General features: G+C 32.4%; 12 protein-coding genes. 9 read left to right on the top strand and 3 right to left on the bottom strand.

The features are described from left to right. Positions 1–22: 22 nt before the first annotated feature. Positions 23–451 (top strand): hypothetical protein, encoded by a 429-nt coding sequence (locus tag C1634_RS26375; RefSeq protein WP_228410165.1) that lies wholly within the window; start codon positions 23–25, stop codon positions 449–451. Between the two features lie 191 nt (positions 452–642). Next, entirely contained in the window at positions 643–1,266 is a 624-nt protein-coding gene (locus tag C1634_RS24955; protein WP_103234943.1) for a flavin reductase family protein, read from the top strand. 1,529 nt (positions 1,267–2,795) lie between these two features. Here the strand turns inward: C1634_RS24955 and C1634_RS24950 are convergent. Next, the gene (locus tag C1634_RS24950; protein WP_103234944.1) at positions 2,796–3,005 is read right to left on the bottom strand and encodes a hypothetical protein; all 210 of its coding nucleotides are present in this window, start codon (positions 3,003–3,005) and stop codon (positions 2,796–2,798) included. Positions 3,006–3,161: 156 nt separating this feature from the next. Then, the gene (locus tag C1634_RS24945) at positions 3,162–5,195 is read right to left on the bottom strand and encodes a beta strand repeat-containing protein (RefSeq protein ID WP_109739333.1); all 2,034 of its coding nucleotides are present in this window, start codon (positions 5,193–5,195) and stop codon (positions 3,162–3,164) included. 980 nt (positions 5,196–6,175) lie between these two features. Between C1634_RS24945 and C1634_RS24940 the strand changes: the two genes are divergently transcribed. From C1634_RS24940 to C1634_RS24915, 6 genes are all read left to right on the top strand, one after another. Continuing rightward, the gene (locus C1634_RS24940) at positions 6,176–7,462 is read left to right on the top strand and encodes a tetratricopeptide repeat protein (protein WP_228410164.1); all 1,287 of its coding nucleotides are present in this window, start codon (positions 6,176–6,178) and stop codon (positions 7,460–7,462) included. A 302-nt stretch (positions 7,463–7,764) separates the two neighbouring features. Then, on the top strand, positions 7,765–8,802 hold the full coding sequence (locus C1634_RS24935; protein WP_109739332.1) for a C-type lectin domain-containing protein: 1,038 nt from the start codon (positions 7,765–7,767) through the stop codon (positions 8,800–8,802). Positions 8,803–8,814: 12 nt separating this feature from the next. Continuing rightward, on the top strand, positions 8,815–9,855 hold the full coding sequence (locus tag C1634_RS24930; protein ID WP_109739331.1) for a C-type lectin domain-containing protein: 1,041 nt from the start codon (positions 8,815–8,817) through the stop codon (positions 9,853–9,855). Between the two features lie 954 nt (positions 9,856–10,809). After that, positions 10,810–13,869, top strand: a complete 3,060-nt coding sequence (locus C1634_RS24925) for a M60 family metallopeptidase (protein WP_109739330.1) — start codon at positions 10,810–10,812, stop codon at positions 13,867–13,869. Between the two features lie 1,098 nt (positions 13,870–14,967). Next, the gene (locus C1634_RS24920; protein WP_103234275.1) at positions 14,968–17,964 is read left to right on the top strand and encodes a zinc-dependent metalloprotease; all 2,997 of its coding nucleotides are present in this window, start codon (positions 14,968–14,970) and stop codon (positions 17,962–17,964) included. Positions 17,965–18,955: 991 nt separating this feature from the next. Then, entirely contained in the window at positions 18,956–19,621 is a 666-nt protein-coding gene (locus C1634_RS24915) for a Crp/Fnr family transcriptional regulator (protein WP_103232788.1), read from the top strand. A gap of 761 nt (positions 19,622–20,382) precedes the next feature. Here the strand turns inward: C1634_RS24915 and C1634_RS24910 are convergent. Further along, positions 20,383–21,408: a hypothetical protein gene (locus C1634_RS24910; RefSeq protein WP_103235616.1), complete on the bottom strand. Its 1,026-nt coding sequence runs from the start codon at positions 21,406–21,408 to the stop codon at positions 20,383–20,385. Between the two features lie 412 nt (positions 21,409–21,820). On the opposite strand from C1634_RS24910, the gene C1634_RS24905 reads away from it, so the two are divergent. Beyond that, positions 21,821–22,273 carry a transposase gene (locus tag C1634_RS24905; protein WP_109739329.1) on the top strand — a complete coding sequence of 151 codons (453 nt, stop codon included), beginning with the start codon at positions 21,821–21,823 and terminating at the stop codon, positions 22,271–22,273. Positions 22,274–22,346: the final 73 nt, after the last annotated feature.

The following is a 22,346-nucleotide window of genomic DNA, read 5'->3' as shown; positions in this document are numbered from 1 at the left end:
TACTTTTCTTACCATTCCGATTATGGTTCTCTTGTTTATCTCTTTGCTTAAAATTATTGGTAATAACCTGGATCTGATAAAATCTAGTGACTTAAAAACAACAATTTTCCTTCGCCTGCCCTTTTATATCTACTCAGGTTGGATCTCCGTCGCTTTGATTGCAGATATAGCAGCATACTTGAAAAAAATACAATGGTCAGGGTTTGGAATTTCGGAAACTGTCTGGACTATAGTAATGTTTATCGTTGCAGCCATTATCAATTTGTATATGGTTTGGAAGCTGAATATGATCGCATTTGCTTTAGTTGCTGTTTGGGCATTAGTTGCTATTGCGGTAGCAAATCAATATTCCAATCAACAGGTCTATATTTCGGCCATCATCACGGCAATATTTCTTTTTGTCAATGCTTTTTTTCAAATGTTAAAAAAAGAACCGGGTTTTGAAAGCTAATATTTCCATGTTTTCGTTTTTTGAGATCTCTCTTTATAATTGATAAAAGAAAGTTAGATGTTTTCCATACCAAGTCTTGTGAATTTTCCGATCAATTAATGAAATGAGTTCGTAAATTGGAAAGAACTTTCAAAACCAATATGGAAAACCAGATAGTATATTTAATTAAAAATTTTAAATCAAAATAATTGATGTTAACTCATTTTACCAATCAGCAGATAGCCGATTTAGAGGAAAGGAAAAGAACTGCAATGATCAATTCACTGAGCGGCTTTAAAAGTCTTAATCTAATTGGAACCATCAACAAAGAAGGACAAACCAATCTTGCTATCTTTAATTCGGTGATGCACATTGGGGCGAATCCTGCTTTGATGGGGTTTATTTCCCGCCCCGATTCCGTTGAAAGACACACATTGGAAAATATAAAGCAAACAAGCTATTATACAATTAACCACGTTAATAAGGATATTTTTGAAAAGTCACACCAAACATCTGCACGATATAAGCGAGAACAGTCAGAATTTGATGCTGCCGGACTGAATATCGATTACAAAAATAATTTTGAAGCGCCTTTTGTTTTAGAGTCGAATGTACAAATGAGTTTACTATTGAAAGAAATTGTTTCTATCAAAAGCAATGGTACGCAATTGATTGTTGGTGAAATTGTGGATTTGTATTTCCCCGGCGAAATTTGGGAAGAAACTGGTATTATTGATATTGAAAGGGCAGGAACCATTGCCGGCTCTTCTCTTGACGGTTATCACACCACCCAATTAATTACTAGAATGAAATACGCTAAGCCACAGCAAACTTAATATTAGATTTGATTGTCGTAACTTATTAACTAAAATCTTAGTCTTTATTTTACGTTTAACAAAGTGGAATTTGGCTGAAGTACACTAACTATCAATTAATATCATATTTCTGATTTTCTGGTCTTGTTCCAATAACCGAAGAAATATCGAAATACTTTGTAGAAGATTTAGAAAGAATTTTTGAAGTATTTAAATAAATATTCATGTCTTGGATTAAGACAAGCCTATCTTCAAATATTTTTTATCGATCATTTGTTTTACATGATCGATAATTAAAAACTGATTTTTATTTTCGGGCAGATTTTGATAATCTGCTCTTAATGCTAATATGGTTAAAAATAAAAGTTATTTCTGAAAATTATCAGAAACAACTTTTAAATTTTGCTGTAAGTAATACATTATCAATTATGCCAAAAATAAAGAATACTTTGAAGATGATAAGTTTAAGGTTTTGTTATTCCTAATCTATAAGCTCTTTTTCCTAGTTAAGAATTTCCATTAATATCAAAAAGTTTTAAATGTTGTTAAGCGCAATAAGTCATTGGTTGCCAATGAAACCACTACAGTAGGAGTCAGAATGTAAAATCGTAAAGAGCTGGTATTGGAAAAATTGGCTTTTTAAGTATATTTAAATAAAATTATGGTACAGGTGACGAAGTAGCTGTACCAAATGACGATCCTCCAAACCCAATCGATTGCGTAGGTAAAGTAGTCGAATGATCCAAGAGAAATTTGGTTGAGCATAAGTTGTAGTAGCATTAGGCATATCAGCTTTTATTGTCCAAGTTGCATTTTCCTGAAAAGCAAAGATATCTGCGGACTGAAAATTAGAAATAGGCACATTGCTTAATCTTAAATTTCCATCTACATATAATTTTTGTGAGGGCGAACTAATACTAAAGCCAGTATTACAAGTCTCATTAATGGTAACCTAATCAGAATCACAGGTTCTTAAAGCGAGTGATGAAGAATTAGTAGTTCCAGTTCCTAGATAGTCCGATCTAATTCCTGCAAGATTAAAATCACACCCGCCAATAGGACCATTAAATCTTGCGGTTGCAATCTCTGTATTTCTAAATAATTTTTTAGATGGCAAAGAAAAATATTTTTTTTCAAAAAGATATATTTTAAAATACTCTAAATTTAATTGATAAGAAGTTTTTTTATGTATTTTGTCTCATATTCTTAACGGGTAATATAATGTGAGTATTTTTCTCTAACATCTATACATACTATTTAATGATATTTATTGCAGTGCATCTTGAGGTTATTAACCTGTTTATGACAGAATGATAACAATGCTTTTATTCACATTCTTCCAACAAGCTGCCAATATAATATTTCGGGATATAAAATATTTTATTGCAACTTGTAATTTTATGACATGAATATTTTTACTCAATAATTTTACGATACATGTTTTTTTCTCTTATAGAATGAAAGTATTTATTGTTAATATTTAATATTTATCAAAAAAATATTAGGTTAATTTTTGATTATATAGATTATATTCTTTAGACAAAGGTTACTTAGTGAAAAACTTGTGGATTTGATTTAATGACATCTATTAATGGACTTTGTGTTTTAATTATATTTTCACTTTTTACTTTGTCCATAAATTCCTGATTTCTGTCTGTTTGATTATTTTGATTAAAGCTGTTATCGTCTGCTGTTTTAGGAGTAGCAGAACAGCTAATAAAAATTATAATAATAGCAAACCATTTGGTGTATTTCATCATTTTAGATCAGATTAAAAATTAAGAGCTTCAGAATTATAAACAAAAATATTTTTTTTAATTACTGCATCTGCACTGCGTGGTTAATTATTATACTCTATTATTACACATTTATATAGTAATACAAATGAATGTATCATAGAATCATCAATTCTTATTCTATAGTGAAGTATAAATAATGTGTATAAAAGCATTACCTTGAGTATAATTTGCAGTACCAGCACCTGTTTTTGTGTCACAAAAAATAAGGTCTCCTGCGTTAAGAAGTTTTACATAAGTTCCTGATAACAAAAATAGATTTCCTATTTGTGAAACTCCTGAATATGTCCAACTACCGCTACCTGCAGTAATATAAAGGCCATAATTATTTATTGTACTTGTTGCATTTTCCAATTTTACTCCAGTTACAATCTGGTATATTCCTTTTTTCGCAACCGTATAAGTATTATTGACAGAATCCCATGTGCCTGCTCCTGGGGTGTTGATATTCACTGTTCCAAATACAACTCTGTTGGCAGCACCGGTACCTGGCAAACTGGTGCTGATGCTTGTAGTTTGTTCTGCATTGAATATATTATTAGGAACTTTCAGGGTATTGATGAAATCGTTATTTGTAATCTGTGAAACAACTCCGGAAGTATCAGAAAGCAGGATGTTAGAAATTCCAAGCGTTGTCTGTAACGGTAATGAGCGAACCCTTAAAGTCCCATCAATATCCAATGTGGTGGTAGGTGTGGTTGTATTAATTCCTACATTGCCTGTATTCCCTGTAATTATCATTCTTGGAATATTATTACTTTCTAACCTGAAATCATGTGGTGTTGTCGTTCCAATCCATCCTGCTCCTGCTCCGATAAAAGATTTCAGGCTAACCGTACCATTGGTATGATTGATTCCGAAACTGTTATCCGGTGTGCTTATTGTTAATTTGGTATCCGGTGTTGTTGTACCGATTCCTAAGCGGCCATTGGCTGCATCCACAGATAATGTGTTGCCTGCTACAGAAAATGCATTTACGGCAGTTCCGGTAAAGGCAAGGGTATTGGCTCCCTGTGCTACGGTTCTGTTTCCAGATAATGTTCCGTCTGCTGTGTAAATATTAACAGGAGTGGCTCCTAAAGATCCACCGTCGGTTGATCTCCATCCCGAATTGCTGTATACAAACTCCAGCGCTTTTCCGTTAGGGATGGTAACACCGTTTAGTGTAGCCCCAAAACCACCTGTTGTATTGTTGAAGACGACAAGACGCTGTCCTGCATTGGGAGCGCCAGGAGCTGTAATGGTTACATTGGCAGTAGCTGCTCCTGAAAGCTGCACCTGGCTTACATTGGCAGGCACTGTGACGGCATTAGCCGAAACAGGAGCAATTGTTTCACGATTGGTAATGGCACCGTCTACATCCAATGCTGTTCCCGGTGTGGTGGTAATAATCCCTACATTGCCTGTATTTCCTGAAATTGTTATTCGGGCATTATTATTACTTTCTAACTTAAAATCATGTGGCGTTGTCGTTCCAATCCATCCGGCTCCTGACCCTATAAAAGATTGAAGATTAACCGTACCATTGGTATGATTAATTCCAAAACTGTTATCCGATGTTCTTATTGTTAATTTAGTATTCGGTGTTGTTGTACCGATTCCTAAGCGGCCATTGGCTGCATCCACAGATAATGTGTTGCCTGCTACAGAAAATGCATTTACGGCAGTTCCGGTAAAGGCAAGGGTATTGGCTCCCTGTGCTACGGTTCTGTTTCCGGACAATGTTCCGTCTGCTGTGTAAATATTAACAGGAGTGGCTCCTAAAGATCCCCCGTCAGTTGATCTCCATCCCGAATTGCTGTATACAAACTCCAGTGCTTTTCCGTTAGGGATCGTAACACCGTTTAGTGTAGCCCCAAAACCACCTGTTGTATTGTTGAAGACGACAAGACGCTGTCCTGCATTGGGAGCACCAGGAGCATTGATGGTCACATTGGCAGTAGCCATTCCTGAAAGCTGTACCTGACTTACATTTGCAGGGACTGTAACCACATTAGCCGAAACAGAAGCAATTGTTTCACGATTGGTAATGGCACCGTTTACATCCAATGTGGTTCCTGGTGTGGTGGTATTAATCCCTACATTACCGCTTTGTGCAAAAAATGATGCAGCGATAGACGAAAAGCCTATTACTAATAAATTTTTAATGTTCATTTTGGTTGTTTTTAATTATGTTAGTATTTGATTATCAAGTGAAACGCTGATGATTTTTTATTATCTGTATTTGATTAACAAGTTTTGATATATTTATGCTTTATAATATTTGATCCAGCTAAAGAAAAATAGGTGAACATTGATTTTATCTTATATTGTTTATCAAAAATATCATCGTAATAGTAAAAAGAATTCTTAGGTTTTGCAGAAATAATCAGTATAAAATATTTAGTGAAGTTTGGCTTGAAATAGTATTCATATTAGATGTTCTGCATACTTTATAAAAATGCAGAAAATAATTTTGCTTCATTTCATACTTTTAGGATCACTTGTATTTATCACTATTTGAGAAAAAGCTAAAGAAGAAAAAAGAATTCCTATAAAAAATAATTTCATTAATGTATCAGTAAATGTATTATAATGAGTTCAAAATTATTCATTTTGACAGGCAAGTAAAGCACTGCAATAACACTTCATTTCGTAATTTATTGATTTTTAAATTATTGTGTTTTTAAGTTGCTTCTTGTTTTTAACGTATAGGTATATAGTGTGTATGTATATTGCATTATATTTACAAAACAATTATTGCAAAAAGGATAAGCAAATAAGAGTATTACTTAATATATTTATACTTGTACGATTTTTGGTATCGTAAATTTAATCTTGTTGAATTAGGGACACATCTTATTTAGTAATTCTCGAATAAAAATATTTACTGAAATTTCAATTCTACGGAGTTGCGTTTTAGATTAGCCACCAAATTACTTATTTTATAGAATTTCATTTTTCAATTTATTTAAATAATCCCTAACAATACTAAAATGAATTTTGTCTCTAAAATTAGCATCATTATTCTAATGAATTCTATTATTAAGATACACTCTCAGGAGTTCAATTTCCGTTTCGATTCTCTAATTATTTTACAGCCCACCAAGATGTTTATCCAAAATATTCCCCGTCAGCAAATTATTCGCTGGAACATGAAAATGCTTAAAACAGCTGAGAAGAAAGGTTATCAAAAGGGAGTTATATGGGGAAATATTAATCTGGCTACACAGTATTATAATTTAGCTAAACCAGATCTAAGTCTAAGACATCTTAATCTAGCAAAGAAAATCGCTGATCAGATTTCTACTGATCCGGAAACTTATGCAAAAATATACTCTGAGTTTGCACAGGTTTATTATACATTGGGAGTATTTGATATTAGTAAGAGATATAATTCCAAAGCTATAAAGTATGGTGAAACAATTAAAAGTAGTCATTATAAAAAAAAGTTTTTAAGCTATTTATACAACTCCCGAGCAGGAGCTTTAATTGATACAGGATCGGATTCTGCCATATACTATTTTCATAAATCGGCTTCTTTGTATGAGAATCCAGGTTCTTACTGTGGCATTGCAGGGTGTTATACAAAGAAGAATAATCATCTGGATTCTGCTAAATTTTATTTGGATAAAGCAGATATTATTTTAAAAAAAAGTAAACAGGTAAGCTCTTATCGTTGGGCTGTATTATATCTCCGTTATGCAAGTTTATATTCAAAATATAATAGAAATAAGGAAGTAATAAAATTTTTGAAAAAGTCATTATCCTATTCATCTAACGGAAAAAACCGACAGTATCTTTTAGAAGTTTATGATTTACTGGCAGAGTCATACAGAAAAACAGGAGATATTGAAAATCAAAAAAACGTTTTAGGAGTGTATAAAAAGTTTAATGAATCCTATAAAGATGCTCAGGCTAAAAGTACACAAATTACCATAGAATCCTTAGAGAAAGAATTATCTGAAAAAGAGGACAAACGTACTTTTAATAGGATCGCTTATTCTTGGGCTTTTATCTTATCAGGAACCGTACTATTTGTAATTTATCGTAAAAGAAGAAATGAAAAAATATTCTTTTCCAAAGAAAAATCTATTTCGGAAAATAGCAATATTCAGTCCTTATATAAAGCCCCCTCTTCAGCTATTGTTTTTGAAAATTTGTACAATCTAGCAAAAGACAGAGATCCTAATTTTATCATTCAATTTCAAAATCTCTATCCTAATTTCTTCAAGAATATTTTAGAAATTAATTCAAAAATGCAAAAAAATGAACTTCATCTTTTGGCATATGTTTATCTCAATTTTACAACAAAAGAGATTGCTGAAATTCTCTTTCTATCTCCTAAGACAATACAGAATAAAAAACACAGTGTTAGAAAAAAGTTAAATATAAAGTCTTCTGATGATTTATATATTTGGCTGGAAGCATTTTATCAATAAATAATCATGGAGAATTACTTAATTTTATTTCGTCAATACTCTGATTTTTAGTTTTTTTTAATTTAGGGTAGATTGAGAGTATCTATTTTTTTTGTCCGGTTTCTACAATTTTTTTTATTTGCTTTTGGAAAGATAACTTACAAATGATAAAGATTAATAAGTGTTGATTTCTCACCCAAAAATAATATGAAGATTAATATTGTTTTGCGGATTTATTAATTTTAGTCATATCTTTTTTTCTGGATCATCCTGATTATAAATTAAAGATAATAAACAGTTTAATAAGCCTAAATAGAATTAAAATGAAAAATAAATTTATTATTTTACTTTGTACCGGTGTCATCTTTAGCCTTAAGGCACAGGTTGGAATAAATACAAGTAACCCTGGAAGTACACTCGATGTCAGAGGTTCTTTTGCTACTCCTTATAAAAGTATATCCGCATCCACTTACTCAATGCTAAACACAGATCAGTACTTGGACTACAGAGGTTCTGCAGCGGCTTTTTGGACGCTTCCTGCCGCTTTGGCAGCTCCGGCAACATTTGGAGGCAGAATTTATGAAATAAGAAATGGGAGTAATTTTGATATTACCGTCAATTCTAGTGGTGCAGAAAGTATAGATGTATCTACGACAGCGCTGAGTCAACCAAGCTTTACAATTCCAGCTGGATATTACTCAACAATAAAAAACACAGGACTCACTTCGGGAACAACCTGGGTGGTAACATTGCTTACTTCCGGAAATATAGGTTCATCAGGTTCTTTTGGTTTCAGTACCTCTATTTTAGGATATATTCCGGTTAAGGCATCCCAAAGAGCCGTCCCGGTAACATTCGGAGGAGTAAGTGTTTCTGAAAAAGGATGTAAAAAATGGTCGGGAATTGGAGCAAATGGTCATACCTACTGTGCTTACCAACTTGGAGGAGGTAAAAATTTTTACGATACATTTTCTTTTGCAAAGCAGGTTGGAGGGTATGTTGTTACCATGACTTCCAACGCAGAAAGAACATTCGTTAATACCAATATTCTAACTGGATATACTCTGAATAATAACATTTGGATTGGTTATAATAAGGTTGCATATCCCGGAAATTCTACAGAATTTACATGGATTACCGGAGAAGACTGGACGATTGACTGGACCACATCACCCAACTCAACTCCACAGAGCTTTTTTTCAAGTGGTGAACCTAGTAATTCAGGTGGGGTAGAGGGTTCCTGCCATATCTGGGCAACAGTTTCAAACAGCACAAGACAATGGAATGATCTGAATGGAAGCAGCACCTCTCAGAATTCAAATAATTTTGATCAGGTGATTTTAGAATTTAACGAAGATTAAAAACATAAATAAATGAAAAATAAAATTATCACACTAGCTTTTGTATTATTTAGTTTTTTATTAGCCAAAAGCCAGGTAGGTATCAACACTGTTGATCCGGGAAGCACATTGGATGTAAGAGGATCTTTTGCGACACCTTATAAGCAGACTGCGGCTATTTCGTATAGTTTTTTAGAAACGGATGAATATCTGGATTATAGGGGGACAGCCGCCGCAGCATGGTCTCTTCCTGCTGCAGTTGCATCGCCTGCGACTTTCGGAGGCAGAATTTATGAAATCAGAAACGGAAGTGCTTTTGACGTTACCATCACACCTGAGGGTTCAGAGAGAATTGATGTGTCTAATGTTGCAACCGCACAAGCAAGTTTAACGATTCCAGCTGGTTACTATGTCGTGATTAAAAATACAGGACTTACTTCGGGAACAACCTGGGTAGTAACATTGCTTACTTCCGGAAATATAGGTTCATCAGGTTCTTTTGGTTTCAGTACCTCTATTTTAGGATATATTCCGGTTAAGGCATCCCAAAGAGCCGTCCCGGCAATATTCGGAGGAGTAAGTGTTTCTGAAAAAGGATGTAAAAAATGGTCGGGAATTGGAGCAAACGGTCATACCTACTGTGCTTACCAACTTGGAGGAGGTAAAAATTTTTACGATACATTTTCTTTTGCAAAGCAGGTTGGAGGGTATGTAGTTACCATGACTTCCAACGCAGAAAGAACATTCGTGAATACCAATATCTTAACTGGATATACTCTGAATAATAACATTTGGATTGGCTATAATAAGGTTGCCTATCCTGGAAATTCTACAGAATTTACATGGATTACCGGAGAAGACTGGACGATTGACTGGACCACATCACCCAACTCAACTCCTCAGAGTTTTTTTGCAAGTGGTGAGCCCAATAACGGTGGAGGAACAGAGGGATCTTGTCACATTTACAACACTGCAGGGAGTGCTTCAAGACAATGGAATGATTTGTCAGGATCTTCAACAAACTTTGCCGGTAGCGTTTTTGATCAGGTAATTTTAGAATTTAATGAGGACTGAAAATAAATTATAATAGAAATAAAGCTAGTTATATGTAAAACCTTCTGATGAATTATGGACTGAACAAAATCATTTTGTCAATAATCTGTTCTTGAATTTTCTTTTCTAAAGTATTGATTTTTAGTGTTTTTTTTTCGGGTAGATTGAGGGTGTTTTTTTATTGTGTTCTAGCAATTATTTTATTTTGCTTTATTAGGTTAAGGCTCAAATGAATGGAAATTAATAAAGATTATATCCTCCAAATAATATCGGATAAGCGCTGTTAAAGGAGTCTGTCTATAAATAAGAATAAATCCATAGGATTGGTATAGGTAATTCGAGAGATCTTCCAAAGATTTCTTTTGTACGGAACGTCGAATATCTTACCAATATGATTGCAACACAGATAAAACTCAATAGAGTTTTTAATTTTTACTGTAAACAAATTCGTAGATAAAAAATTAATAAAATAATTTTTGTTTCAAAATGTAGTATAAATTTACTTGTCAATATTTTAAAGCTAAACGAATTCTGTTTTCAAATACGATATTTTGATTACAGCTTTATAAAGTTTTTTCAGAAAAGTTTATTTTTTCGAAAATTCGGCAAATTATTATTTTCATTAAAAAAATAAAATTTCAAAAAATGCAAGAAGAAAAATGATAAGATTATCAGATAATATATTTCATTGATTGATTCTAAACACACAATTGATTTTCCCACATTTTCATTGTTTTTCTTCTGCATTTTACTTTTAAAACAACTTTAAATTGATAAAATATATTAGGTCAATAAGGCAAAAAAACATACCGCATTCATGTTCTTTTCTTCCTAGAGCGGCGTAATGTGACGATTGTAAATTAAAAATCTATTTTAAAACCAATAAGCCAGTATGAAGTCATTATATTAAAAATGATCATCATTTTTATATTTACAACTCACTGTGTAAGGTTAAACTTTTAAATAAAATATCTTATGAAAAAAATTTTATGGCTTTTATGTCTATTATCCGGACTGAAAGGTTTTTCACAACTTATTCAGGTTCCCGTATACTCATGTTTATCTTTACAGCCTGCACAATCGGGTGAAGAGATTGATAAGATTATTGATGGGGATAATAATACTATGTATCATTCCTTATGGTCTCAAACCGGTATTCCAGATGAACTGAAGTTTTATTTTACATCCAATGTTACCCGTATTAAGAAATTAGTTTACACTCCTAGACAAGCGGGAGGTACAAACGGAATCTGGACGAATGTAAGCGTTTCTTACAGCACGCAAGCAGCACCTAATACTTTCATCTCATTAGGTAATAATATTGTATGGGCAGCAGACGGCATAGATAAAGAAATTATTTTTCCAACTGCTATACAGAATCCTAATTGTATTAAAATTTCTGTAAACGCGGGAGTCGGAAATTTCTCTAGTGGAGCAGAAATGAAATTCTTTTCTGAAGTACAACCTGCAATTGCTGATGGAGCAGACTGTACCACTAATACATCAGAACTCAGTATAAATGACAGTAATGATTTAAAAGCAACCATTATACCCTCAGGAACCATTGCATCTTCTTTTCAGTCTGGTGAAGGAATAGATAAATCTTATGACAACGATGTAAACACGCTTTATCACTCTTCATATAGCAATACTTCTTTTCCGGTAGTTTTAAATTACAGACTAGACGGTGTTACTCCTATTGATTATTTGAAATACGTACCGAGAATCAGTGGTAATAACGGTATTTTTGGAAATGTAACCATTAGTTATAATACAACATCCAATAGTGCATTTGTTACCCTAATGTCCTTTGATTTTCAAAATTCTAATGCGCCTGTAAAAGTTTATTTCTCTAATCAGATTACTCCCTTAAATGTAAGAATTACAGTAAATAATGGTGCGGGAAATTTTGCCAGCTGTGCTGAAATGGGCTTTTACAAAACAAATTCTTTAGTAGCTACCCCATATAGTAATGTCTTTGCCAACAGTGTTTATTCAGCATTACAGCCTTCCGTTACACAGGCGGATATAAATGCAATCTCGTCTCCTTTCTATAAAGATTTGGCACAATGCCTGTTCAATGGAACTTATGTAAAGAAATATAGAGTTCAGGACTATAAGGTTTATCCACCCGTTAGTGTGACTACGTCTAATCTTAAAATAGGAGGTGGTTATAATTCTTTTGAAAACCCTACAGGAATTGTGTTTGCACAAGGAGATAAGGTGGCTATGTTTGTTCAAAATATATCATCTGATGTTACTGCTTCGTTGCAGGTAAAAGATTTTTCTGCAAGTCGTGATGGCATTACTTCCTATTACCAGCTCCAAAATGGATTGAATGTATTTCAGCTTACCAATGGAGGTTTAGGATATATCAGTTATTACAATACAGATTCAGCGTTGCCAGACATCAAGGTTAATATTGTTTCCGGTAAGGTAAATGGATTTTATCACTATCAGACATCCACCCAAAGTGACTGGATGTCGAACCTTTCAAACTCAGCATATCCTATGATGGATGTCATAGGGCAGCATTCTCATTTGGTTTATCAAAAAAGTGTTCTGAAAAATGGCAGCGCTTTAAATCCTGGTGAGCTTATTTCAAAGTATGATCTTGTCGTAAAAAATGAATGGCTTGTGATGGGACTTTATAAATACAATTTAGTTCCTAAAAACCGTATGTTTGCCTACAGTAATAATAATGGACAAGGTTGGAATGCTTCTGATTTGGGGGTTACTTTTGATTCTGGTTGGGGACAGTCAAAAATTGCTGATCCCAAAAAACTGGATTTATGGGGAATCGCTCATGAATTTGGACATATAAATCAGATAAGACCAGATCTTAAATGGATTGGCACAACAGAAGTAACTAATAACATGCATAGTACATGGGTAGATTATCATATGAATGTACAGAACGATGGTATGTCACGTCTGGAAAGAGAATCTGAAGTACCAGCCCCAGGAATGACAAGCGTAAAAGGCGGCAGAATTAACGGAGCCCTTTTAAATACTACCGTAAATCAGGAGGCTTTACAGGGTAATGTGAGTTCAGATCCTTTTAAAGTACTGGTTCCTTTCTGGCAGCTGGAGCTGTACTATCAACTGGCAGGAGCTTCACGAAAGGCACCAACTCTATCGTTTACTTCTCCAGCCAATTATACAGGAATAGATTATGCAAACTGGTTTGGTACGGTGGCAAACAAAGCCAGAAATTTCAATGCTTCAGGTGTTTCAAACGGAGAACTTGTTCTTAATTTTGTTAAAAATACCTGTGCAGCAGTACAGGAAGATTTAACCGGATTCTTTACAAAAACAGGATTTTTAAGACCTATAAATACATCTATTATTGATTATGCTAATGGCCAGTTAACGATTACTCAAGCTCAGATTGATGCTACTATTGCGGATATTCAGGGTCAAAACTATCAAAACCCAGTTTCACCTGTAATTCATTATATTTCGTCTCGCAGTGTAGCAACTTTTAGGGATCATCTTCTTGTAAGCGGTCAAACGGGCCAGGGTGTTACTTTAGGAAATAATTACCTTACCGTACAGCACAGTGTATGGAAAAATGTAGTGGCCTACGAAACATTCAATGCAAATAATCAATTGATTTACGTATCTATTACTGGGACTGGAGATATAACCAACCAGACTACGAAAGTTTACTATCCTTCTAATGCCGCTGCCGTTTATGCGGTAGGATATGATGGACATAAAATTTTGGTATATCCTTATTTATCACTGTCTTTAGCTAAACAGAAAAATAAAGATTCTCAATTAACTGTTTATCCTAATCCTGTTGAGCAGAATGAATCAATTCACATTAAATTAGAAAATGAATCAGAAAGCTACCATGCTAATATTACTGATGCAGATGGAAAATCAATATTCAGTACAACCGGCAGGCTTGAAACTATTGAAAGGGCTATAAACAAAGATATGCCTATCTATCGTTCGGGAGTTTATTTACTTTCACTTATTGATGATAAAAATAACTTTTTCAAAACTGTTAAAATTATAAAAAAATAGAAGGTAATTTAACCTATCTATTAAAATAGTATTTTTTTAGTTTTTAACTTTCTGATTTTTTCTGCATCTTTAAAAAAAGCAGATCATCAAAAAACCGTCATTTGCATTTAAAATTTCAATTGGCGGTTTTTTAATTATCGAAGTACTTTAAAATTCTTTAAAAAAAAATACTATAAAATTATATATTCTCCTTAAAAATGAATCATTAACTGATGATCTGCTCAATATTTTGTCACATCGAATTATATTAATATACCATTGAATAAATTTTACATAGATATACAATATGATGTATCTCAAAGCATAATTTTATTATAAAGGTAGATCGAGAGTATCTATATATTTTATTTTATTATGGTATTTCCTTTTATTTGTCGCTATAATTAAAATTTATTTAAAGATAGTTTGGTTGTATTGGTTTTTGTATTTTTAAAATTTTGAATTCATTGAGAATATCTTAACAAGGTGTGTTTGTTCTGAGAATGAGATAGGATAATTAACAAGATATTGAATAAAAACTTTTTAGTGGAAACCAAGAATGTTTTTATACGAATAAATTAAATGCATATATGATCATCAATTTTTAAGTTTTGATTAACCAGATATATCATAATGTAAAAACTCATAATTACAGCTTGAGTCTGAATATATAAACAGTTAAATAATTTCAATTTTAAAGATGAGAAAAACATTGATAGATGGTTGTATGCTGATTGCATTGCCACTAATTGCACAGGAAGATAATATCTGTTGCTTTGATCAGGAATTTAGATTACAGGATCAACAAAATTCTAGTAAGAGAGTAATATTTGAAAAATTCTAAAGAATCTTGAAAAGAGAAGCAAGATTATTCTTCTCGTGATCTGCAAAGTCTATAAAACAAATCTATGAACTGCTTTGTGTCATATACCTCAGTTATACTCTGAAATATATTAAATCCCCAGATCTTTTTTAAACTATTGGATAAGATCATCTATAGTTTATTATAATTCCCACACTTAAATTTAAATAATTAAACAATAGTTTTCTATTATAACATGATGATTTTTAATACAATCATCGACTTCAACTAAGAATTTTCAGTAAAAACAATCAGCTATGAAATATAAATTGATTTTAATTTTATTAATAGTTTTTAACTATTTTAGAGCACAGGATATTTCAAAAGGTGAATCTCTGCCGGGAAGGGTTTTCCGCTTCGATTTTGAGAGATTTGAAAGCCAGTTCAAAAAAAAACGCTTACAAAAGGAAAAAATAACACCAATTTTCATTAATCTTCCTACAGAAGATGGAAGAAACATAAGGTTTACTTTAAATGAGAACAATCTTACAGTTCAAAGACTTGAAAGTATTCTTACTTTTGACGGCGTAAGTGATGATAAAAGTTCTTCTCTAAAATTATCTGTTTTTAAAGATCATTTTAATGCTATTATTAAAACTAATGCAGGATATTTTTTTATAGAACCTTACAAAACAGCACTTGGTACATATAGAATATATAATGCATCTTCAAGCTTTGGAGAAAGTTTCATTTGCAGAGTTGAAGAAAATAATGACGTTATCAAAGAATTTGAAACGGCTAAAAAATCTCTAGTATCTAAATCAATGCCAAACTTTCCATTTGGTAGTCAGATCCGAAAATTCAGAATGGCAGTAGCTGCTACGGGTGAATTTACACAGGCTTTTAACGGAAATGCGGATGATGCTTTGGCAGAAGTTGTTAATATAATCAATCTTATTAATAAGATATATGAATCTGAAGTTTCAGTAACGTTCAGTCTTATTGCAGAAACCACGAATAAATCACTGATATTTACTAATGGCACTACAGATCCATTCACTGTTGATCCTAATTTTGCCAACGCGGGGAACTCGCAGATTGGTTTTAATACACTTAATAACAATATGATACTGCCTTATGATAAATATGATATAGGACATACTTTTAATATCTTAAGCATTGGAGCAGCACAGGGAACAGCTGGTCCCAAACCCTGTATCAATAATTCAAAAGCAAGGGCATGGAGTGAATGGTCTTTAACTGTACCAAAAGGAAGCATTGCAAGAGTAATAGCCCACGAAATTGGACATCAATTTTCTGCTGGGCATACCTATAACGCTGTTGGAGGTAACCCAGGCGATCCTACATTCTGTACAAGCGGGTGGAACTCTGCATCGGCTATTGAACCTGGCTCGGGATCAACTTTAATGAGTTATGGAAACAACTGTTCAGTACCTTATGATCAAGTCAACACAGGTAACAATCGTTTAAGTTATTTCAACGTAAAGAGCTTAGATCAGATTCTTGCTACACTGCAATCATCAGTTACTTGTTATACTTTGGTGAATAGTAATAATCTTGCTCCTTCTGCAAATGCCGGAGTGGATATTACCATTCCGAAAAATACGCCATTTAAATTGAAAGGGATCGGTAGTGATCCAAGCGACAACAATATTTCTTATACTTGGGAGCAGGCTGATTTAGCTACTTTAAGCGATAAGGGAGCATTGGGTTCTGCCATTGTAGGAGCGGGTGGCTATTCAGCAGTAAACAGTACTACGGCTCCATTATTCCGGTCTGAGCAAAGCTCCTCAACTCAGGAAAGATATTTTCCAAAAATGCAGTTTGTCCTCAACAATGAAAATAATCCACCTACCAATGATGGAGAGGCTCTTCCTTTAGTGCCAAGAACCATGAAATTTCGTTTTACGGTAAGAGATAATAATTTTATAAACGGAGGTTTGGATTCTGATGAAATTATTGTAACGGTTAATGATACAGGACCATTGAATGTTACTCATCCAAATGCAAACGGTTTTTCTGTAGCATCGAATGCAAATATTACGGTAACATGGGATGTGAATAACACAAATACCATTAAAAACAATGTTGATGTATTACTGTCTGCTGATGGAGGCTTAACATTTCCTTATACTTTAGCATCGAATGTTGTAAATAGTGGCAGCTCCAATGTTATGATTCCTTATATTCCTTCTACCAATAAGGCAAGAATAAAAGTTGTGGGAATCATTAATCCATACGCAGAATTTTTTGATGTATCTGATAATAATTTTACGATAATCTCAGATTGTAATGCTTATAAGTCATATATTATACCTAAAACAGATGTCAGAGCAATTGCTGGAAGTACATCAAGTAATTTGAATATGTCAGCTCCTGATCCAGCAGATTATTCGTATACTTCCAAAACCATTATGTATAATGTAGGAACTAGTACCAATAACATAATTATATATAGCAACTCTTCAATGACTTCTCCTTATTCTGTAAACAGCTCATTAAGTCATTTGTTCAGATTCAGAGTGACGGAAAGTGGATCATACGTTTTCTCCAAATCATCAGGATTTCTTCTTATTTCTGTACATTCAGGAAATCCAGCTTCAGTAAACAATTTTTTAACTTCAAACACTTATTATAACGGTTTAAGTTATAGCTATATAGGTTCAACAAAAGCCGTGGCATTAAACGAAGGGGTAGATTATTACTTTATTATTTCCAACTTTTCGACTCCGGCAAGTGCCGCCAGCTATACGCTTACTTCTACTGGACCAGGACGCCTATATGAAACCTCAGCCGTCCCTACCGGTTATAGCTACACATTTGCGGCGATAAATACGGAAACAGGTAAAATTCAGGCTGTAAGTCCTACTGCTGACTTTACTGCTCTCCCGGCGGGCACATATACTGTACATGGTATATCATATATCAGCACTGCAAATGTTTCAACCTTTGTGGGAAAAAGTATCACTGAGCTTATTTCTTTGAATATCTGTTTCAATGAAAGTGTTAACTCAAGAACTCTTATCTTAACTTCAGGTATAAATATAACAGACAATTCCCAAACTGGCATCGGTATAAAAATTTATCCAAATCCTGTAAAAGATGTCCTTTTCATCATGACTGATCAAGAGATTAGCCAATATGAAGTTTATGATATGGCAGGAAGAAATATTACAGGCAGGAAGAAATATTCAGGAAGTATAAGTTTCCAGGAGTATGCAACAGGTTGTTACGTGTTAAGATTATTTGATAAGCAAGGACTAATTCATCAGGAAACTGTTATTAAAAAATAATATAAAATATAAAAAAGACTGTCTCCCTTTGAGACAGCCCATTTAAGAATGACTAGTCTTAAAATACTTTAATATGAAATACTCAATGCTAAATTGTCGGTATGATGTATCAGATCAGGTAACACAATCTGCTTTGATAGCTTTGGAAAAGCTTTAACAAAAGAAAGACTAACAAAGTTTATTGATCATTTGGTTGAGGTTTATAGCTTTATTGTGTTGATTATAAATGGTTTTTAGATATAAATAAATCCTTTGAAGTATCACCAGTAGTCCAAAACCTTATAAGGCAAGAAAATTTAACTCATAAATTTGATGTTGATTTATAATAAGTTAAGTTCTCAATTTTCTATTCATTAAGTAAAGCCTGTACAGATGCAACAGCAGAAGTGTTTAATACCAAAATCTTAAAAAATCACTGCTTGTAATAATATATGCAGTGTTGAATAAATGTTGCCATGTTTAATCCTCTATCATTTTTTTAGGACGTTACCAATTACAATTTATTTTAAGTTTTTAGCGATACGATATTGATTTTCAGTAATGTTGTTTTTAGGGTAGAATAGGAGTTTGCCTGTTTTTTTTCCAAACAGTTATTCATTCCTTCACTATATTTCTTTAAAAGGGGTAATTTCATATAGATTTTATTGTTGCGATGAAAAGCAGCGGTTGGTAATAATTGTCAATTGTTCCTGCAGCAGCTTCTATTTTTTCTGTAATTCCGGTTTTTGTTTTAATAATGTTAAAATTTTGGGTCAACATTGTTTTTTTAAATTTAAAGGTATTTAATGACGAAAGAGAATTGATTTGATTTTCGATGAATAGGAAAATGGCTCTTTGAATAGTGTAGAAATTTCTTAATTATTTATATACCGATATTTGAAATAGAAAAATCTTATCAGTTTATTCTAATTTAAGAACTCTTTAAAAATAAATTTGCATCCTGTTTTCACCTTTTGAAAATAAGTAATTAATAAAAGCAATAAAATATTTTATGATAAATAACCAGTTTATTACTGAAAAATTTGGATTTCTTGGATTAGACTTTATACATGAACTTGAAATATGCAGTGTAATTACTGATATAAAATCTAAAACGGAGATCGTAAGTCCGGGACAGAGGATTCAGTATGTGCCTATCCTAATTAAGGGTTCGATAAAAGTCTTTACTCTTAACGAAGGAAGAGAGCTTTTATACTATTATATAAAACCTGGTGAGAGCTGTATTATGACTTTTGCTTCTATATTTAAAAATTGTATAAGCTCTGTTTATGCATACGCTGAAGAATCATCCAAAGCTCTCCTGATTCCCGTTTCCAGCCTGCTTAGGCTAATAAACAGTTTTCCTGGTATGAATAATTTTTTCTATAATGAGTACGACGATCGTTTTACAGCGTTGATGACGATGGTTAATGATGCTGTTTTTCATAAACTCGATACCAGAGTTCTTAATTATATCAATCAGCGTGCTGTTGTTACCGGATATAATCCTGTAAAAATTACCCATAAAGATATTGCATCAGCTCTGGGCACATCAAGAGAAGTGATAAGCCGAGTACTAAAAAAACTTGTCAATGAAGGCCATGTTACGCAACACAAAACTGCTATTGAGATAATATCAGAGTCCCAATTGAAGGATCATCATTTCAATAATGATTAGGCTTTTATATGTTTTTTTAAAAAAGCAAGACTTCCATTAGTAAGTTTATAGTATAAAAAAATCTACCATAAAGAAAGCTCTTTCTGAGTTACCGGAAATTGAAGAAATGAAATTTTCAAGAACCAGATTTCCTTGATCTTTAATTTTTTTCAGTGCAGATAAAACTTCTTCGTAATTAGCAGTTTCTTCTGTAGCCCATCATGATTATTTTCTGTTATATAGATATGCTCCAGTATTCTGGAATAAATAATTGACGCATGAAAAAATTTTATTCTCAATATTAATATGAAAGATATCAAGTTGAGGAAAGACATTATTTTTCTAATAGGTTACTGTATTTTTTCTGAAGTTTTGTAAGTAGAGTATTAATGTTAGTAATAGGGGCTATGATGAGATCTAAATTTATCTTTTGTCCATATACTGCAATAAAAAAAACATTAGGATTTAATTTGTTAATTAAAAGTTATTTAACAACTGATCATTATTAAAAACTATTATCAAAAATTCTAAAACCGAAAACTTTAGAAATTAAAATTCTAAAGTTCTCGGCTTTAGGGAAGATAAAAATTTATATTATGTTAGATTTAGATAATAAATTTCATGTAAATATGTTAATTAATTTAAATATATAAAAAAGGGATGTAATTAAAAGCGATTAATCTTTAAACTATCTAATAGAGTTTATCTGCTTACTAAGACACATTATTTGAAAGTCAAACTCTTAAAATTTATTCACTTATTTGCTCATGAAATAAATAAAATTATAATCCAGCTGGAGTTGCTGCTGCTGCCCCAGTATTTGATCCTCCTAAGTCTTGAGATACCGGTGTAAGAGTTTTAAGGATACTATTATTAATAACAAGGCAATAAATTGTCCAAGTTCCATTGACTCCAGTTTGGGTAGAAGTAGCTAGATAGTCAGCTGTTAAACGCCATGTAGTACCAGAAATAAAAGCAAACACACTTGAGGGTGCATAAGTCGCAGGTGTTACTACATTATTAGTATTTAGAGGACTGTTAAAGCTACTTCCGACTACTGTCATCGTATAATCAGAGCTATTTATTTTTGTATCATAATTGTTAATCCAGTCTCCATTAACGTTAGAAATTGTGTAAACAATATAATTTAATGGTGTTGAATTCCCAGTAGATGAAACAGCAATTTTGACCTCTCCTGTTGTATTGTCTCTCACTAAGGTAGAAACGTTAGTTGATCCATTAGAATTAGCTGTGGTTCTAATTCTCAAATTGCCATTAATATCTAATTTCGCAGTAGGTGCTGACGTCCCAATTCCTATTCTATCATTCTGTGAATCTACTGAAAAGGTAGAACCGTCAATACTAAATTGATTTACACTTGGTGTACCTGCTGTAAAAGATAATGTTTTATCAGTCAAGGCAACAGTACGATTGTTTTGTACTGTACCATCTGTATTATATATATTAGTATCGTTGGGAATAGTGGAAATTATTTTTTGCCAAATCGTTCCATCAAAATAATAGTACCCAGGAGTAGTAACATTATTTGTTTTGATCGTAAGTGTACCTGTGGTATCTAGCACATATACTAACGTTCCTGTTTGTGAGGAAGTGTATGCCGCATCTTTAGAGATCAAGTCTGACCTTGATAATCGAGGAGCGATTAATCCCTCCGCAATGGTAGAAGCTGTGGAGGTCGTTAATGCTTTAACATCAAGAGTTGCAGTAGGAGTGGTCGTATTTATTCCAACTTGGGCTAGATATAAGCTACTTAATAAGCTTAATGTTAATAAAAATGTTTTTCTCATGGTTTTTGTATTTTAGTTAAATATTTTATAAATAACAATGGAAATATTAACAAATGTATGAATAATATGATATAAATCATTATTTATTTATTTATTTATTTATTTATTTATTTATTTATTTATTTATTTATTTTTTTAATAATCTTCTGTGAACTTTTTGTATTGTTAATGGGTGGGTAATTACATAACTATATAGAAATTATTTCATGATAAAGAAAATATATCGAAGAAGATTTCAAAATAACAATTTTTCAATTAGTATTAGCTTTAGAGATATTTCGCAGTTATTCAAATAGGTTGATAAGTTTAGCGTCAATTAAGAGTTTTCATTAAAAATATAATCTTATATCTGCTTAATTTATGTATATTGTAAAATATGATTATTAAGTAGAAATAACATTCATTTAAAAATATGAAGAACTTTAAAGATATTCACATTGGTAGTCTTTTGGATCAAAATGTTAAAGAAAAGAGTATAGATATGGGCAGAATCTGTAATTTTTTTAATCTCCCTGAAAAAGAAGTAGAGTTAATGTACACTATGAAAGATTTACCTACAGACGTTCTTATGAAATGGAGTAAACTTCTTGAATATGATTTTTTCAGAATATATAGCCAGTATTTAATTCTTTACTCTCCTCCTTCACGGATAAAGAGAAATAAAAATTCTGGTAATAGTAATTCAATACTTCCGCAGTTCAGAAAAAATATATATACTAAAGAAATTATAGATTTTATATTGGAACAAATAAAAGATGAATTGATGACAAAGAGTCAAATTATTGAGAGGTACGGTAAACTTCCCTGTTTTGGTAAACTTCCCTGTTTTTCAGACCAATTAAAATTATTAAATTTAGTTTGTTAAACATTATGAAAAAGAGCAAATTTTCAGAACATCAGATTATCAATATTCTGAAAGAATATGAATCTGGGAAAGC

It is taken from the genome of Chryseobacterium viscerum (assembly GCF_002899945.2).
Taxonomy (GTDB): Bacteria; Bacteroidota; Bacteroidia; order Flavobacteriales; family Weeksellaceae; genus Chryseobacterium; species Chryseobacterium viscerum.
Note: the sequence above shows the minus strand (reverse complement) of the source record. Positions and strands in the feature narration are given on the sequence as shown.